The organism is Actinoplanes sp. CA-142083, from assembly GCF_050942195.1.
Lineage (GTDB): Bacteria > Actinomycetota > Actinomycetes > Mycobacteriales > Micromonosporaceae > Actinoplanes.
Window position 1 is genome coordinate 7,192,909 of sequence record NZ_CP192076.1, and the last position, 15,201, is coordinate 7,208,109.

Genomic DNA, 15,201 nt, shown 5'->3' on the forward strand with positions numbered 1-15,201 from the left:
GGAAAAACTATAACCTGTTCTAGTGTCGAAGACCGAGGGTGAGTTCGACGTTGTCGTGGCCGGCAGCGGCGGTGCGGGCATGGTCGCGGCGCTCGCCGCGGCGCACCACGGGCTGAGTGCGGTGGTGCTGGAGAAGGCGGACGCGTACGGCGGATCCACCGCCCGCTCCGGAGGCGGCCTGTGGATGCCGGGCAACGAGGTGCTGCAGCGGGCCGGGGCCGGCGAGGACGCCCGGGTCTACCTGGCGCACGTCGCCGGACCGGACGCCACCACCGAGCGGCAGAACGCGTTCCTGTCCGCCGGGCCCGAGGTGCTGGCCTTCGTCCGCGCGCACACGCCGCTCGACTTCGCCTGGGTGCCCGGCTATCCGGACTATTACCCCGAGGCGCCCGGCGGGCTTGCGGGCGGGCGCAGCATCGAGCCGCGGCCGCTGGACGCCCGCCTGATCGGGCCCGACCTGGCGCAGCTGGCCGCGCCGTACCGGGCCGCCCCGGACGGGATCGCGGTCACCCAGGTCGACTACCGGTGGCTTTCGCTCGGCACCCGGCATCCACGGGCCATTCTCACCGCGGTCCGGCTCGCCGGACGCGGACTGAGCGCCCGGCTCCGCCGCCGGCGGATGCTCACCATGGGCCAGGCGCTCGCCGCCGGCCTGCGCGCCGGGCTGCGGAAAGCCGGCGTTCCGGTGCTGCTCGAGACGCCGATGACCGAGCTCATCGTCGACGACGGGCGGGTCGCCGGGGTGCGCTCCGAGGACCGGGAGTTCCGCGCCCGGCGAGGTGTGCTGCTGGCCAGCGGCGGGTTCGAGCACAACGAAGCGATGCGCCGCAAATATCAGGACATCGGCACCGAGTGGTCGGTCGGCGCGACGGGCAACACCGGCGACGGCATCGAGGTCGGCGCGCAGCTGGGCGCGGCGCTCGACCTGATGGACGAGGCGTGGTGGGGCCCGTCGATCCCGCTCACCGGCGGACCGTACTTCTGCCTCGCCGAGCGCAACCAGCCGGGCTGCCTGATGGTCGACAGCTCCGGCAAGCGCTTCGTCAACGAGGCCGCGCCCTACGTGGACGCGGTGCACGCCATGCTCGGCCCGGGGGTGAGCCTGCCGGCCTGGCTGGTGGCCGACCAGACCTACCGGGACCGCTACCTGTTCGCCGGGCGCGGGCCGCGCGCACCGCTGCCCCGCCGCTGGTTCGACGCCGGGGTGGCGCACCGGGCCGGCACGCTGGACGAGCTGGCCGGCCGGATCGGCGTGCCCGCCGAGGCGCTGGCCGGCACCGTACGGCGGTTCAACGAGTTCGCGGCGAGCGGCCGCGACGACGACTTCCACCGCGGCGACTCGGTCTACGACCGCTATTACGGCGATCCGCGCCAGCGCCCGAACCCGTGCCTGGGCCCGGTGGCCAAGCCGCCGTTCTACGCGTTCCGGATGGTCCCCGGCGACCTCGGCACCAAGGGCGGCCTGCGCACCGACGAGCGGGCCCGGGTGCTGCGACCGGACGGCACGGCCGTCGCGGGCCTGTACGCGGCGGGCAACGTCAGCGCCGCGGTGATGGGCCGCAGCTACGCCGGCGCCGGCGCGACGCTCGGCCCCGCCATCACCTTCGGATACCTGGCGGCGCTCGACATGGCGAAGGAGTCCTGATGCCCATCGACCCCGATGTCGCGGTCGGCGCCGAGCTGCCCGGCCGCGAGCTGAGCTGGGACAGCAACGACGTTCTGCTCTACCACCTGGCGGTGGGCGCCGGCGAGCTGTCCTACGCGTACGAGGAGCAGCTGTGCGGCGTGCTGCCCACCTTCGCCACCGTGGCCACCACCCTGCGCGACACCGACCCGCCCGCGGTGAAGATGCCCGGCGTCGACGTCGATCTGGCCCGGGTGGTGCACGGCCGGCAGGAGATCGAGCTGCACCGCCCGATCCCGGTCAGCGGCCAATGCACGGCCCGGGCGCGGGTCGCAGCCGTCTACGACAAGGGCAGCGCCGCGGTCGTCGTCACCGAGACCACCACCGAGCTTTTCACCAGCCGGATCAGCATCTTCGTCAAGGGCGAGGGCGGCTTCGGCGGCGACCGTGGCCCATCCACCCGGGTGCCCGTGCCGGAGCGCGAGCCGGACGCCGAGGTGCTCTCCCCCACCGATCCGCGGCAGGCCCTCTGGTACCGGCTGCTGGGCGACCGCAATCCGTTGCACGTCGACCCGGTCTTCGCGGCGCGGGCCGGGTTCCCGCGCCCGATTCTGCACGGCCTTTGCACGTACGGGATGGTCTTGAAATCGGTTGTCGGTGAAGAGCCCGATCGGGTGGCCGGCTATCAGGCCCGTTTCGCCGGCGTGGTCTTTCCGGGCGAGACGCTGCGCACCCGGATCTGGCGCGAGGACGGCCGGATCGTGCTGCGGGCGACCGTGGCCGACCGGGACGACGCCCCGGCGCTCTCCGACGCCGTGGTCACGTTGCGCTGAGGATCAGCCCGCTCGTCGGCACCCCGGTGCCGGCCGTGACCAGCACCGGGCCGTCGCCGGGGATCTGGTTGGCCGCCGTGCCACGGACCTGCCGCACGCCCTCGGCGATCCCGTTCATGCCGTGGATGTAGGCCTCGCCGAGCTGACCTCCGTGCGGGTTGATCGGCAGCCGTCCGGCCTCGATGACGTGCCTCGCCTCGCCGCGACCGCAAAAACCCAATTCCTCCAACTGCAGCAGCACGTACGGCGTGAAGTGGTCGTAGAGCACGGCGGTGCGCACATCGGCGGGGGTGAAGCCGGACTGCCGCCACAGCTGGCGCGCCACCACGCCCATCTCCGGCAGCGCGGCCACCTCGTCGCGGTAGTAGCTGGTCATCACGAACTGGTCGGGCCCGCTGCCCTGCGCCGCCGCGCACACCACGGCCGGTGGCCGCCGCAGGTCGCGGGCCCGCTCCGCCGAGGTCACCACCAGGGCCACCGCGCCGTCGCTCTCCTGGCAGCAGTCCAGCAGCCGCAGCGGCTCGGCGATCCAGCGGGACGCGCGATGGTCCTCCAGCGTGATCGGGCGGCCGTAGAACCAGGCGGCCGGATTGGTGGCCGCGTACCGCCGGGAGGTCACCGCCACCCGGCCGAAATCGTCCGGCGTCGCGCCGAAGTCGTGCAGGTAGCGCCGGGCCACCATGGCCACCATCGCGGCCGGCGTGGCCAGGCCCATCGGATAGTGCCAGCTCGCGTCGATGCCGGGCGCGGCCATCGCCTGCCCGAACCGGCGGCCCGAGCGCTCGTTGAGCGCGCGGTAGCAGACCACCGTCTCGGCGACGCCGGCCGCGATGGCGAGCACCGCCTGCTGCACGACCGCGCACGCCGCTCCCCCGCCGTACCCGATGCGGCTGAGGAAGGTGAGCTCGCCCGCGCCGATCTCGCGGGCCACCGCGATCTCGGCGTTGTCGTCCATGGTGAAGGTGACCAGGCCGTCCACATCGGACGGCTGCAGGCCCGCGTCGTCGAGCGCCGCGCGCACCGCCTCGACGGCCAGTCGCAGCTCGCTGCGCCCGGAATCCTTGGAGAACTCGGTGGCGCCGATGCCCGCGATCGCCGCGGCCCGCGCGATCACGACGCCACCCGCACGATGCCGGAGGCGTGCTCGCCGCCCGCCGTCCGCCCGGTCACCGCCACCTCGCCGCCGCGCGCCGACCCGGTGAAGGTCAACGTGTCGTACGGGTAGCAGGGCGCCCCGAGCCGGATCTCGATGCCCCGCAGCACCGCCTCGGGACCGGCCCAGTCGGTGACGAAGCGCTGCACCAGGCCGGTGGTGGTGAGGATGTTGAGGAAGATGTCCTTGCCGCCGCGGCGCACGGCCGCGTCCCGGTCGTGATGGACGTCCTGGAAGTCGTGGGTGGCCAGGGCCGTGCTGATGACCACCGTCGGAGTCACCGCCAGCTCCCACGGCGGCAGGCGCTCTCCGGCGAACCAGACCGGGAGACCGTCGGCGAAGCCGACCTGCACCTCGTCGCCGATGCGCACCTCGCCCGGCCGTACGCCGCGCAGCTCGCCCACCATCCGTACCCCCTCGTCCAGGTCGACCAGCGCGACCACCACGGGCGACTTCCGCCCGGGCAGCGGCGGATGGTGGTGCACGACGTAGCTGTGGATACGGCCGGTGCCCGCCGCCACCGCGTACTCGGGCTTCAGAGCCCCGCAGCGCGGGCAGGCCGGCCCGGGCGGGTGGCGCAGCCCGCCGCAGTCGCCGCATTGCTGGATGCGCAGCTCGCCGGCCTCCACGCCGGCCCAGAAGAACGCGGTGTCGGGGCTGACGACCGGCCGGATCGGCTCGGCGCGCGGCGCGGGCGGGGCGGCGCCGCCGGGACGGAACTTGAGGATCCGGAACCGCATCTCGGCGACCGGCTCGCCGTCCACCTCCCAGATGCTGTCGGTGGTGAAGAACCAGCCTTCGCCAAGCGCCGTTCGCTTCGGCCCGGTGACGTCGGTGAGGCGGGTGCTGACCGCCACCCGCTCGCCCTCGCGCAGGTAGCGGTGGTAGGTCTGGGCGCAGTCGGTGGCCACCACGGAGGTGAATCCGGCCTGGTCGAGCGCGTCCGACATGGCCTGCAGCGGGTCCCGCTCACTCGGGAGGGGCCGCAGCCCCCGCATCGTCCACACCTGAACCATGGCGGGCGGGGCCACGCCGTCCCGCTCGTACACGGGATTGTCGTCGCCCATCGCGGCCAGCCAGTCCCGGATCGCCGGGCGGTTCACCGGATCGCGGGCGAGCCGGGCCGGCGACGGGCCGGCCTCCTGGATTCGCCGCGCGGCCTCCTCGATGTCGCTCATCGCGGCACCCGGGGCAGCCCGAGACCGGCCGACGCGATGATCTCCCGCTGGATCTCGTTGACCCCGCCGCCGAACGTCAGCACGAGGTTGCGCTTGGCCTGGACGTCCAGCCACGTCAGCAGCTCGGCGGTCGCCGGGTCGGCGGGGTCGCCGTGCCGCCAGACCGTTTCCTCGAGCTCCTGGAGGTGCCGCAGCAGCCGTTCCGAGGAGAACACCTTGGTGGCCGAGGCGTCGGCGGCGTTCGGCTCGGCGCCGGCCACCTGCCAGTTGAGCAGCTCGTTGACACGCCGGCACGCCTCGGCGCGGGCGAGGGCGTCCCGGGCGTCCGGCAGGTTCCGCCCCTCGGCCCAGGCGCCGACCCGCTCGATGAGCGCGCCGAGGCGACCCTCCGGGCCGAGCATCACGCGCTCGTGGTTCAGCTGGGTGGTGAGCAGCCGCCAGCCGCCGTTCTCCGCGCCCACCCGCCGGGAGACCGGCACCCGCACGTCGGTGAGGTAGACCGAGTTGACGTGGTGCGCGCCGTCGCAGGTGATGATCGGCGTCCATGAGTAGCCGGGGTCGCGGGTGTCCACGATGAGGACGGACAAACCCTTGTGGCGAGGCGCGTCGGGATCGGTGCGGCAGGCGAGCCAGAGGTAGTCGGCGTCGTGCGCGCCGGTGGTGAACGTCTTCTGCCCGTTCACCACGTACTCGTCGCCGTCGCGCACCGCCCGCGTGCGCAACGAGGCGAGGTCGGTGCCCGCCTCGGGCTCGGTGTAACCGATCGCGAAATGGAGCTCCCCGGCCAGGATCCGCGGCAGGAAGAACTCCTGCTGCTCGGCCGAGCCGTGGGCCAGCAGCGTCGGCGCCACGGTCTGCAAGGTGACCGCGGGCAGCGGCACATCGGCGCGGGCCGCCTCGTTCACGAAGATCTGCTGCTCCACCGGGCCGAGACCGCCACCGCCGAAGCGCTCCGGGAACGCAAGCCCCAGCCAGCCGTCGTGGCCCAGCCGGCGGACCAGGCCGCGATAAACCCCGCCGTGCCGCTCTCGCAGCAGAATCTCGCGCTCCTCGCGGGACAGGACCCCTTTCAGGTACGCGCGCAGGCGCGCCCGCAGAGCGTGCTGTTCCTCAGTGAGGTCGATGAACACCATGGGCTCCCAGCCGGTCGAGATGGCGGACCAGATCGCGGACCAGGGCGGTGTGCCGGTGCAGCGGATAGTCCACCGACAGGCCGAGCCCGCCGTGCAGGTGGTGGCACGTGCGCAACGCCGGCAGGGCCTCGCTGCGCAGCCAGTGCGCGGCGGTCCACAGGTCTTCGCCGTCCTTGTCGTTCTCGACCTCCCAGGACGCGGCGAGGGACACCAGATGCATGGTGCGCGAGGCGATGTAGACGTCGGCGATCTGCTGGGCGACCGCCTGGAAGGTGGCCAGCGGGCGGCCGAACTGATGCCGGTCCCGGACGTGGCCGGCGGTCATCGTCAGCGCACCGGCCAGCGCCCCGTCGCCGAGCGCGCACGCGCCCGCCACGGCGAAGCCGTACAAGTCGGCGTCTTTGTCACCCAGAGGCTCGGCCGCGGCGTCCTCGAGCAGCAGGACGAACTCCTCCGGTGCCGCGCTCCGGCGCAGCGTCACGCCCGGCGCGGCCCGGTCGACCACCGCGACGCCGTTGGTCGTCGGGACGAGGATGCGGTAGGCCCGGTCGGCGTCCGGCACCGAGCTCCACTCGCCGCTGATCGTTTTCGCTGTTCTCGAGAAGACCGCGGGCTCGCCCAGCGCGGCCGTCAGCACCCGGCCCTCCAGCACGCCCGGGAGCAGGTCGCGCTGCTGCTCGCGGCTGCCCCAGCGGGTCACCGGCAGCACGCCGAGGGCCAGCGTGGACCATGCGGGGACCCGGGCGGCGCGCCGGCCGATCTCGGCGAGCAGCAGGCCGGTCGCCATCGCGCCGAGCCCGGCGCCGCCCAGTTCCTCGGGCACCGCGAGGCCGAGCAGCCCCGCCTGGCCGAGAGACTTCCACAGGCGCTCGGGTGTGTCGGCGTTGTCGCTCAGCACCTCGCCGGCGAGGCGGACGATCGCCTCCTGGGCGTCGTCGAGCGCGAAGTCCGGACCCATTCCGCCATTAGAACACGTTCCAGTTCGGGAAGAACACCGCTCGCCACGACATCCTCACAACATCGCGTTGCTAGGCTGGGAAGAGACGTTGGGCCTTGGAAGGTAGCGATGGCAGCATCGAGAACGAATACCAGTACTGGCGCCGCCCGCAGCACCCTCGACGGCGAGCAGGGCTCCGCCGCGCAGCGGGACAGGCGACGCCGGATCCTCGAGGCGACGCTGCAGCTGGCGTCGCGGGGCGGCTACGAGGCCGTGCAGATGCGCGCGGTCGCGGAGCGCGCCGAGGTCGCCCTCGGCACGCTGTACCGCTACTTCCCGTCGAAGATCCACCTGCTGGTGTCGGCGCTGGCCTCCGAGCTGGAAAAGATCCAGGAGAAGCTCGAGCGCAAGCCGATCCCCGGCGACACCCCGCACGAGCGCATGCAGTTCGTGCTCAACCTGGTGACCCGGGCGATGCAGCGCGAGCCGCTGCTCACCGAGGCGATGACCCGGGCCTTCATGTTCGCCGACCCCTCCGCGAGCGCCGAGGTCAACGCGGTCGCCCGCCTGATGGAGGAGATGTTCACCCGCGCCATGCACGAGGGCGAGCCGACCGCCGACGACCGGGCCAAGGCGCGGGTCATCGGCGACGTGTGGCTGTCCAACCTGGTGGCCTGGGTGACCCGCCGCGCCTCGGCCAACGACGTGGTCAACCATCTGGAACTGGCCAGCCGGTTACTGCTGCGCTAGCGCCACCAGCTTCTCCAACGCCTGCTTGCCCGCGGCGCCGGCCTGCTTTTCCAGCATGCCGGCCATCGGGCCTTTGAGCGCCGGGCCGACGAACTCCATCTCGTAGGTGATGTGCGAGCCCTCGCCGCTCGGCTCGATCACAAAAAGATTCTTGGCCTTCACGCCCATCGGGCCGTCGCCGTTCTGCTCGAGCCGGCCCGGCGCCGCCGCGGTCGTCACCCGCCATGCCATCTCGGCCGGCATGCCCATCAGCTTCACCCGCTGCCGGTAGGTGGCGCCCTCACCGAGAGTCTCCGGGACCTCACCGGTGAAACCCTCGTGCATCGTGTTCCATTCTCCGACCCGCGACGGGGTCGCCACGATCTCCCAAACCCGCTGCGGATCCGCCTTGGCATCGGCCTCGACAGTCACCTTGGTCATGGCGCGCCTCCTCCGTTAGAGCAACTAGAACAGGTTATAGCAGTGTGACTTGATTCACTAGCTCTGACCGTCGTGGGGCAGCGATGCTGTTCCTTGTGGAAGACACGCGGATCGAGAGGCGCGCGGCCATCGCCGAGCTGGGTGACGCGCTGCGGGTGCTGGTCGAGCAAGCCACCACCACCGAGGCGCCGGCCGGCGATCTGCGGCGCGCGGCGGCCGAGATCCGCGAGGTCGCCGCCCGGCTCGGCGAGCGGGTGCGCGATCGTTCGACCCTGTCCACCGCCGACGACCTGTTGGACGGTGTGCGCATGTACAACCCGGTCATAGGCGCGGGCAGCGCCCTGGCGCCGCCGGTGCACATCGAGGTGGTGGACGGCACGGCGATCGGCCATTGCACCTTGGGCATGGCCTACGAGGGGCCGCCGAGGTTCGCCCACGGCGGCGTCAGCGCGATGCTGCTCGACCAGATCCTCGGCCACGCCGTGGTCGCTTCCGGCAATCCCGGGATGACGGTTCGTCTCGACACTTCCTACCGGGCGCCGGTGCCCCTGCTGACTCCGCTGCGGCTCACCGCCGAGGTGCAGGAGGTGAACGGCCGCCGGGTGACCGCCACCGGCGCGATAGCAACCGAGGCCGAGCCCGACACGGTGCTGGTCTCGGCCACGGGCACGTTCGTCGGCCTGCGGGCCGAACAGACGCGGCGCCTGTTCGGCCCGGTCCTCAGGGCCGAGGCCTGATCACGCCTCGTAGGCGTCGTGCAGGGCGAACTGCGTGACGTGTGACTGCCGGCCGAGCGGCGTGAGGTCCAGGTACGTGTACGTGTTGACCAGCGGGTCGAGCCCGCGCTCGTAGGTCGAATAGGTGTGGTAGACGTCGTCCCCGTCACGCAGGAAGACGCTCAGCCCCTGCCACTCCCCGTCGACGTACCACGGCGTGCCCTTCGCCTCCAGGGTGGCCTTGTCCTTGTAGTTGTATTGGACCGGGGCGACCGCCTCGTCGTTGGTGACGTGGTAGTCGTAGTTGAAGTCGCTGCCGAACGACGAGTACCAGGGAACGGTCCACCCCATCCGCTCCCGGAACGCCGCGAGCTTCGCCATCGGCGCCCGGGAGACGAGCGCGATGGTGGTGTTGTTGGCGTGCAGGTGCGACGGGTGGCCGATGTTGTCCACCAGCAGCGAGCAGCTGTTGTGGCCCTCGTCCTGGTCCGGGCCGAACATGAAGTGGTAGATGATCAGCTGGTCCCGGCCCTCGAACAGGTCGAGCAGGCGCACCTTCCCCTGTGGCCCTTCGAACGTGTACTCCTTGTCGATCCGGACCATCGGCAGCTCGCGGCGTCGCGCGCTCAGCGAGTCCTGCGCGAGCAACGCCTCCTTCTCGGCCTGGAGAAGCTCCTTGCGAGCCGTCAGCCAATCGTCTTGGGACACGACCTGTGGCAGGTTCATCGTCTTTCCTTACCTTGGTGGTGGATGGTCAGGTCATCGCCGTGAACATGGCGGCCATGCCGATGCTCATGACGGCGTGACCCAGGGGCTCGGTGGTCGCCGCGCGGCCCGAGCTTCGAATGGTCCGGAATGCCGCGTACAGCCACGGCCACGCCGCGACGAGGAAGTACGCCGAGAAGACGACCGCGGCGAACGGCGGCGCCGGATGATGATGGTGATGCGCCGGCTGGGCGATGGACCAGGCGAGAGCACCGGCCATCGCCGCGTGGTGAAGGTCGGCCCATCGCCCGGCGGACCGGGCGATCACCCCACGGGCCGCCCGTGCGCCGAACCAGGCCGCCGCCAGCGCGAACGCGGCAATCTGCGGTTTCGTTCCCCAGGGCCAGGCCATCAGAGTCATGGCCACGCTGCCCGCGACGTGAACGACGCCCGACAGCCAGTCGCCGACGCTCGCCGGGCGGCCGGCGACCCACCCCACCGTCAGCAACACGCCGGCGAGGCCGGCCATGGCGGTCAGTGCCCAGCTCATCGCGTCACCCCCACTCGTCAGCCGCTCGGCTTCCGGTGGTGTAGACCCGCTGCCCGCCCCGAACCGATCGGCTCACGCGCCCGGTGTGGCCCAGGCCACGTCAGCCCGTCTCGATACCGGCGTACGGGCTCAGCCGTCCCCAGCGGGCCAGCTCCCGTTCGAGCCAGCGCGGGCCGGTGACCGTCATCCGACCGGTCCGCTGCGCCGCGCCGAGCGGGAGCCGCCCCGCGTACCAGCCGATCAGCGCGGCCGGGTCGCTGGTGACCACGCCGTCCTCGGGGTAGCCGGGCGGCTCGACGCACACCTCGTTGCCGGTCCGGCCCGCGACCAGCCAGTATCGGTGCGGGCCACGCACGCCGGTGAGATCGAACCGCACCACCACCCGGTCGCGCGGCAGCGAGCCCGGGTCGACCATCCGCGAGACGGTCCACAGCGCGAGGTAGGGGTCCTGGTCCTCGGGCCGCGCCTCGAGCCAGCGGGCGCCCCAGGCCCCGAGCGCGGTGCACACCTCGGCGAGCTCGAGGCCGCAGTCGGTGAGCACGTACCGGGTCCGCCGTCCCGATGCGGTCTGCCGGACGACGCCGGCCTGGCAGAGGGTGCGCAGGCGCGCGGCCAGGACGCTACGGGGCAGGCCGGGCGCGCCCTCGAGGATCTCGGCGAACCGCTCGCAGCCGAGGTGCAGATTGCGGAGGATGATCGGGGTCCAGCGCTCCGCGAAGACCTCCGCGCCGAGCGCGACCGGGCAGTACTGTCCGTAACTGCGCATGACCCATCGTCCGGCCGCCCCGCGGCCAAGGGAAGTCCATTCTTCGTACCTCGCGTCCCCGCGGCCCGGGCGCAGCCTGGTCGCATGTGGGAACTGGGAAACTACGCACGCATCGCCGAGCTCATCACCGACATCGGCCGCGACCTGGTCGTCGCGGCCGGCCTGCGGCCCGGCGATCGGGTCCTCGACGTCGCCGCCGGCACGGGCAACGTCGCCATCCCCGCCGCACAGGCGCGGGCAAAGGTCACCGCGTCGGACATCACGCCGGAGCTGCTGGAAGCCGGCCGGCGGGCGGCCGGCGATCTGCCGATCAAGTGGGTCGAGGCCGACGCGAGCGATCTTCCGTTCGCCGACGGCGAGTTCGACGTCGTGCTCTCCGCGGTCGGCGCGATGTTCGCCGCCGACCAGGAGGCGACCGCCCGCGAGCTCACCCGGGTGTGCCGCCCCGGCGGCCTGGTCGCGATGGCGAACTGGACACCGGACGGCGGCGTGGGCCGGTTCTTCGCCCTGCTCGCGCGCTACGCACCCGGACCTCCGGGCGGCCCGCCGCCGACGCGGTGGGGCGATCCGGCCCAGGTCGGCGCGCTGTTCGGGGGCCGACCGGTCAAGACCGAGCAGCGGGTGGTCGAGTACCCCTTCACCGGCACGCCGACCGAGCTGGCGGCCCTCTACCGCTCGTCGTTCGCACCGGTGATCGCGACCCGCGCGGCCCTCGACAGCGACGAGGCCCGGACCGCGTTCGACCGCGACCTGGTCGACCTGCTCACCGCCGAGCACGAGGCTGCGCCGGGCGCGCCCGGGCGCTGGCGCTTCGCCTGGCTGCTAGTCACGGTACGGGTGGACTGACCATGCGCCGGGCCTACGAGGAGCGCGGTGCCGGGCCGCCGGTCCTGCTCTTGCACGCCGGCGTCTGCGCGGACTGGTTCGCCACCCTGACGGCCGAGCCGGCGCTGGCCGGGGCGTACCGGCTGATCCGCTGTCACCGGCCCGGATACGGCGACAGTGACAGGATGGCGGGGCCGGTCACTGTCGCGCGCATGGCGGACCAGTGCCGGGATCTGCTGTGTCACCTCGGAGCCGAGCGGGCACACGTTGTCGGGCATTCGTCGAGCGCGGTGATCGCCCTGCAATTGGCGCTCGATCATCCCGAGGTGGTGCGGAGCCTCGCGCTGCTGGAGACCGCGGTGCTCGACGTGCCGAGCGGCCCGTTCGCCGGCGAGGCGTTGCGGGCTTATACCGAGGGGAACCACGCGGCGGCGGTCGACACCTGGATGCGTGGCGTCTGCGGCCCGGACTACCGCAAGGCGTTCGAGGCCGTCCTACCCGGCGCGATCGACCGCGCGGTCGCCGACGCCGACACCTTCTTCGGGCAGGAGCTGCCGGCCGTGCGGGCGTGGTCGTTCGGCCCGGCCGAGGCCCGGTCGCTCACCCAGCCGGTCCTGCTCGTCCTCGGCGAGCGCAGCGCGGACGTCAGCCCGGCGTTCGCCGAGCGGCACGCCCTGCTGCGCGACTGGCTGCCGCACGCCGAGGCCTTCGAGCTGCCGGGCGCCAATCACCTCATGCACCTCCAGAATCCGAGAGGGCTGGCCGAGCGCCTGGCCGCGTTCTTCACGCGGCACTAGGCGCTCGGCCAGTGGTCAGACGAGGTCGAACTTCTCCCAGGCGCCGATGGCGGCGCGGTTGGCGATCAGGGCTGCCGCGCCGGCGTTTTCGGCGGTGACGTACATGTTGTTGGCGGCCGCTCGGAGGCTTTCGCTTCCGTCGGCGTTGCGGATCAGGGCGAACGTCTCCCAGGGGCCTACCGCGGCTCGGTTGGCGATCAGGGCGGCGGCGCCGGCGTTTTCGGCGCAGACGTACATGTTGGTGGCGCGGGAGCGTAGGGCCACGTTGCCGGCGCCCAGATCGATCACATCGAAGCGCTCGGTGGCGCCGGCCGTGGGCTTGTTGGCGATCAGGGCGGTGGTGGCGTTGGGGGCCGAGACGAACTGGTTGTTGACCAGGGCCTTCAAGGTCGAGCCCTGCGACTGCGCGGGAGCGTCGAAGGTGAAGGCGTCCACGTCGAAGAGGCTGCCGGCGCCGCCCTTGAAGACCAGGTACAGCTGGGTGGGGCCGGCGGGCACGTTGGTGAGCGCGGTGCTGACGTTGACGTAGGTCTCCCAGCCTCCGGTGTTCGCGACCGTTGCCGTGCCGTGGAGGGGGCCGGTGGCCGAACCCGTACGGACCTCGATGGTGCCGCCGGCGCCGGCCGAGGCCACCCGGGCGGTGAAGCGGGTCGCCGTGGAGAGGTTGTAGGGGCGGAAGGAAATCCAGTCGTTGTTGTCGATGTAGCCGGCCGTGGCGCCGCCCTCGGCGGTCGCGTGCGTGGCTACCTGGACGCCGCCGGACTGGCTCCCGAAGTGCTCGCCCTGGCGGTGCCGGGGCTGCAGGGTGCGCTGGCTGGTGCCGGTCAGGCCGCCCTTGTCGGTGTAGGAGGCGACGAAGACGCCGAAGATGTTGGCGGCGTTGTCGTGCTCACCGTCGGCCGGAACGGTCAGGGTGCCGGTGCAGCCGGTCTTCGAGGTGATCTGGTGCTGGTGGCTGTCGTGGCCGAGGAAGTAGGCGACGGTCACCTTGGTGCAGTCGATGGCGCCGTCCTCGGGGTCGGTGACCGTCACGCTGAACGGGACGGTGTCGCCGAAGCTGAACAGCGTGCCGTCGGCGGGGGTGGTCAGCGTGACCGTGGGCGCGGTATTGCCCACGGTGATCGGGATACTGGCGGTGCCGCTCAAGCCGGTCGGGTCGGTCACCCTGAGCGTCGCGACAAAACTGCCGTTGCCCGTGTACGTCTTCGTCGGGCTCGCCGCGGTCGACGTGGTGCCGTCGCCGAACGTCCACAGGTAGGTCAGCGCGCCGCCCTCGGGGTCGCTGCTGCCCGCCGACGAGAACGCGACGGTGAGCGGCGACGGGCCGGAGGTCCGGTTCGCCGTGGCCACCGCGACGGGACTGCGGTTGCCGCCGCCGATGTACTCGATCCGGTACAGGGCCTGGTCGTTCGCCCCGGTGCCGTAGTCGAGGACGTACAGCGCGCCGTCCGGCCCGAACGCCATGTCCATGACCTGGGTGCCGGTCCACGGGAAGCCGCTGATCTCGCCGTACGTGCCATTGGTGTTGACCTGGATCGCCTTGATCCAGCGGCGGCCGTATTCGCCGGCGAAGTAGCGGCCGTCGAGCGACTGCGGGAACTTGACGGGCGAGTTGAGCGCCGCGTCGTAGCGGTAGACCGGGCCGCCCATCGGGGATTCCGAGCCGCCGCCGAACTCCGGCGGGGTGAAGTCGAAGCCGTAACGGATCCACGCGGGCCGCGCGGCCGGAAGCGTTTGCTGGCCGGTGTTGCGGAACGAGTTGTTGGTGGGTCCGCCGGCGCAGTTGAACTTCGCGCCGGACGGCCCGGACGGGAACGTGTAGTCGTTGTAGGTCTCGGCGGTCGAGTTGCTGCCGGTGCAGTACGGCCAGCCGTAGTTGCCGGGCGACGTGATCCGGTCGAACTCGACCTGCCCGCCCGGCCCGCGGTTGGGATCGGCGGCGCCCGCGTCGGGGCCGTAGTCGCCGAGATAAACGATGCCCGTGGGCTTGTCGACGCTCATCCGGAACGGATTGCGGAAGCCCATCGCGTAGATCTCGGGACGGGTGTTCGCGGTGCCGGGCGCGAACAGGTTGCCGGCCGGAATCGTGTACGTGCCGTTGGCCTGCGGCTTGATGCGCAGCACCTTGCCGCGCAGGTCGTTGGTGTTGGCCGAGGAGCGCTGCGCGTCGAACTGCGGGTTGCGGTTGGTGCGCTCGTCGATCGGGGTGAACGCCTGCGACTCGAACGGGTTGGTGTCGTCGCCGGTGGTCAGGTACAGGTTGCCGGCCGCGTCGAAGTCGATGTCGCCGCCGACGTGGCAGCACTGGCCGCGGTCGTTGTCGACGGTCAGCACCACGACCTCGCTGGCCGGGTTGATGGTCTCGTCGGCGTTGAGGGTGAAGCGCGACAGGTTCAGGTGGCCCTTCCAGGCGTTGAAATCGGCCGCGGTGCCGGTCGTGGGCGCGTCGCCGGCGGGCGTGCTGAGGGTCGGCGAGTAGTAGAGGTAGATCCAGCGGTTGGTCGCGAAGTTCGGGTCGACCGCGACGCCCTGCATCCCCTCCTCGTCGTGGGTGTAGACCGGGATGGTCCCGGCCACCTTGGTGTTGCCGGCGGCGTCGGTCACGCGGACCACGCCGTTGCGGGCGGTGTGCAGGACCGAGCGGTTGGGCAGGACGGCCAGGGACATGGCCTCACCGAGCTCGGCGCTGCCGCGCGCCAATGAGACCTGCTGGTAGTCGGCGGCCGGGATGTCGGCGGCCTCGGCGCCTTTCGCCACGAAGACGGCGCTGGTCAGTCCCAGGAGAACGGCGGTCAGGAATCGAGTGCGTCGCAT

Annotated in this window: 15 protein-coding genes and 1 pseudogene; 6 read left to right on the top strand and 10 right to left on the bottom strand. The window is 72.0% G+C overall.

Features of this window, described 5'->3' with window-relative positions; genetic code table 11:
* Positions 1–22: 22 nt before the first annotated feature.
* Both kstD and ACQPZX_RS33065 read left to right on the top strand, forming a co-directional pair.
* A complete protein-coding gene (kstD, locus tag ACQPZX_RS33060; RefSeq protein WP_433363929.1) occupies positions 23–1,645 on the top strand; it encodes a 3-oxosteroid 1-dehydrogenase in 1,623 nt (540 codons plus the stop codon).
* On the top strand, positions 1,645–2,457 hold the full coding sequence (locus ACQPZX_RS33065) for a MaoC/PaaZ C-terminal domain-containing protein (protein ID WP_433363932.1): 813 nt from the start codon (positions 1,645–1,647) through the stop codon (positions 2,455–2,457). Before kstD ends, ACQPZX_RS33065 begins: the two co-directional genes overlap by 1 nt.
* Here the strand turns inward: ACQPZX_RS33065 and ACQPZX_RS33070 are convergent.
* The 5 genes and pseudogenes from ACQPZX_RS33070 to ACQPZX_RS33090 form a co-directional block, all read right to left on the bottom strand.
* Positions 2,444–3,571 carry a lipid-transfer protein gene (locus tag ACQPZX_RS33070; protein ID WP_433363935.1) on the bottom strand — a complete coding sequence of 376 codons (1,128 nt, stop codon included), beginning with the start codon at positions 3,569–3,571 and terminating at the stop codon, positions 2,444–2,446. The two genes, ACQPZX_RS33065 and ACQPZX_RS33070, sit on opposite strands and share 14 nt — an antisense overlap.
* Positions 3,568–3,912 carry an acyl dehydratase gene (locus tag ACQPZX_RS33075; protein WP_433385551.1) on the bottom strand — a complete coding sequence of 115 codons (345 nt, stop codon included), beginning with the start codon at positions 3,910–3,912 and terminating at the stop codon, positions 3,568–3,570. Before ACQPZX_RS33075 ends, ACQPZX_RS33070 begins: the two co-directional genes overlap by 4 nt.
* Positions 3,904–4,788: pseudogene (locus tag ACQPZX_RS33080) on the bottom strand (bifunctional MaoC family dehydratase N-terminal/OB-fold nucleic acid binding domain-containing protein); the annotation flags it as partial. The pseudogene ACQPZX_RS33080 and the gene ACQPZX_RS33075, both read right to left, overlap by 9 nt.
* Positions 4,785–5,918 carry an acyl-CoA dehydrogenase family protein gene (locus tag ACQPZX_RS33085; protein WP_433385554.1) on the bottom strand — a complete coding sequence of 378 codons (1,134 nt, stop codon included), beginning with the start codon at positions 5,916–5,918 and terminating at the stop codon, positions 4,785–4,787. The gene ACQPZX_RS33085 and the pseudogene ACQPZX_RS33080, both read right to left, overlap by 4 nt.
* On the bottom strand, positions 5,899–6,879 hold the full coding sequence (locus ACQPZX_RS33090; protein ID WP_433363938.1) for an acyl-CoA dehydrogenase family protein: 981 nt from the start codon (positions 6,877–6,879) through the stop codon (positions 5,899–5,901). Before ACQPZX_RS33090 ends, ACQPZX_RS33085 begins: the two co-directional genes overlap by 20 nt.
* Before the next feature lie 108 nt (positions 6,880–6,987).
* On the opposite strand from ACQPZX_RS33090, the gene kstR reads away from it, so the two are divergent.
* Positions 6,988–7,608, top strand: a complete 621-nt coding sequence (gene kstR / locus ACQPZX_RS33095; protein ID WP_433363941.1) for a cholesterol catabolism transcriptional regulator KstR — start codon at positions 6,988–6,990, stop codon at positions 7,606–7,608.
* On the opposite strand, the gene ACQPZX_RS33100 is transcribed toward kstR, so the two are convergent.
* The gene (locus ACQPZX_RS33100) at positions 7,594–8,028 is read right to left on the bottom strand and encodes a type II toxin-antitoxin system Rv0910 family toxin (protein ID WP_433363944.1); all 435 of its coding nucleotides are present in this window, start codon (positions 8,026–8,028) and stop codon (positions 7,594–7,596) included. The two genes, kstR and ACQPZX_RS33100, sit on opposite strands and share 15 nt — an antisense overlap.
* A gap of 83 nt (positions 8,029–8,111) precedes the next feature.
* Here ACQPZX_RS33100 and ACQPZX_RS33105 point away from each other — a divergent pair, with 83 nt between their 5' ends.
* Positions 8,112–8,765, top strand: coding sequence for a PaaI family thioesterase (locus ACQPZX_RS33105; protein WP_433363947.1), 654 nt, complete (start codon positions 8,112–8,114; stop codon positions 8,763–8,765).
* On the opposite strand, the gene ACQPZX_RS33110 is transcribed toward ACQPZX_RS33105, so the two are convergent.
* The 3 genes from ACQPZX_RS33110 to ACQPZX_RS33120 form a co-directional block, all read right to left on the bottom strand.
* Positions 8,766–9,470 (bottom strand): DUF899 domain-containing protein, encoded by a 705-nt coding sequence (locus ACQPZX_RS33110; protein WP_433363950.1) that lies wholly within the window; start codon positions 9,468–9,470, stop codon positions 8,766–8,768. It abuts the gene before it with no gap.
* 28 nt (positions 9,471–9,498) lie between these two features.
* The gene (locus ACQPZX_RS33115) at positions 9,499–9,999 is read right to left on the bottom strand and encodes a DUF5134 domain-containing protein (RefSeq protein ID WP_433363953.1); all 501 of its coding nucleotides are present in this window, start codon (positions 9,997–9,999) and stop codon (positions 9,499–9,501) included.
* 100 nt (positions 10,000–10,099) lie between these two features.
* Positions 10,100–10,765, bottom strand: a complete 666-nt coding sequence (locus ACQPZX_RS33120; RefSeq protein WP_433363956.1) for a winged helix-turn-helix transcriptional regulator — start codon at positions 10,763–10,765, stop codon at positions 10,100–10,102.
* 84 nt (positions 10,766–10,849) lie between these two features.
* Between ACQPZX_RS33120 and ACQPZX_RS33125 the strand changes: the two genes are divergently transcribed.
* On the top strand, positions 10,850–11,611 hold the full coding sequence (locus ACQPZX_RS33125) for a class I SAM-dependent methyltransferase (protein ID WP_433363959.1): 762 nt from the start codon (positions 10,850–10,852) through the stop codon (positions 11,609–11,611).
* Positions 11,612–11,613: 2 nt separating this feature from the next.
* Complete coding sequence (locus tag ACQPZX_RS33130; RefSeq protein WP_433363962.1) at positions 11,614–12,387, top strand: alpha/beta fold hydrolase; 774 nt, start codon at positions 11,614–11,616, stop codon at positions 12,385–12,387.
* Between the two features lie 15 nt (positions 12,388–12,402).
* Here ACQPZX_RS33130 and ACQPZX_RS33135 read toward each other — a convergent pair whose 3' ends face one another.
* Positions 12,403–15,201 carry a PQQ-dependent sugar dehydrogenase gene (locus tag ACQPZX_RS33135; RefSeq protein WP_433363965.1) on the bottom strand — a complete coding sequence of 933 codons (2,799 nt, stop codon included), beginning with the start codon at positions 15,199–15,201 and terminating at the stop codon, positions 12,403–12,405.

Excerpts from the sequence above, each read along its gene's own strand:
- ACQPZX_RS33110 (WP_433363950.1), bottom strand. The coding sequence starts at position 9,470 with ATGAACCTGCCACAGGTCGTGTCCCAAGACGATTGGCTGACGGCTCGC.
- ACQPZX_RS33130 (WP_433363962.1), top strand. The coding sequence starts at position 11,614 with ATGCGCCGGGCCTACGAGGAGCGCGGTGCCGGGCCGCCGGTCCTGCTC.
- ACQPZX_RS33120 (WP_433363956.1), bottom strand. The coding sequence starts at position 10,765 with ATGCGCAGTTACGGACAGTACTGCCCGGTCGCGCTCGGCGCGGAGGTC.
- ACQPZX_RS33135 (WP_433363965.1), bottom strand. The coding sequence starts at position 15,201 with ATGCGACGCACTCGATTCCTGACCGCCGTTCTCCTGGGACTGACCAGC.
- ACQPZX_RS33065 (WP_433363932.1), top strand. The coding sequence starts at position 1,645 with ATGCCCATCGACCCCGATGTCGCGGTCGGCGCCGAGCTGCCCGGCCGC.
- kstR (WP_433363941.1), top strand. The coding sequence starts at position 6,988 with ATGGCAGCATCGAGAACGAATACCAGTACTGGCGCCGCCCGCAGCACC.
- ACQPZX_RS33115 (WP_433363953.1), bottom strand. The coding sequence starts at position 9,999 with ATGAGCTGGGCACTGACCGCCATGGCCGGCCTCGCCGGCGTGTTGCTG.
- ACQPZX_RS33125 (WP_433363959.1), top strand. The coding sequence starts at position 10,850 with ATGTGGGAACTGGGAAACTACGCACGCATCGCCGAGCTCATCACCGAC.
- ACQPZX_RS33100 (WP_433363944.1), bottom strand. The coding sequence starts at position 8,028 with ATGACCAAGGTGACTGTCGAGGCCGATGCCAAGGCGGATCCGCAGCGG.
- ACQPZX_RS33090 (WP_433363938.1), bottom strand. The coding sequence starts at position 6,879 with ATGGGTCCGGACTTCGCGCTCGACGACGCCCAGGAGGCGATCGTCCGC.
- ACQPZX_RS33105 (WP_433363947.1), top strand. The coding sequence starts at position 8,112 with ATGCTGTTCCTTGTGGAAGACACGCGGATCGAGAGGCGCGCGGCCATC.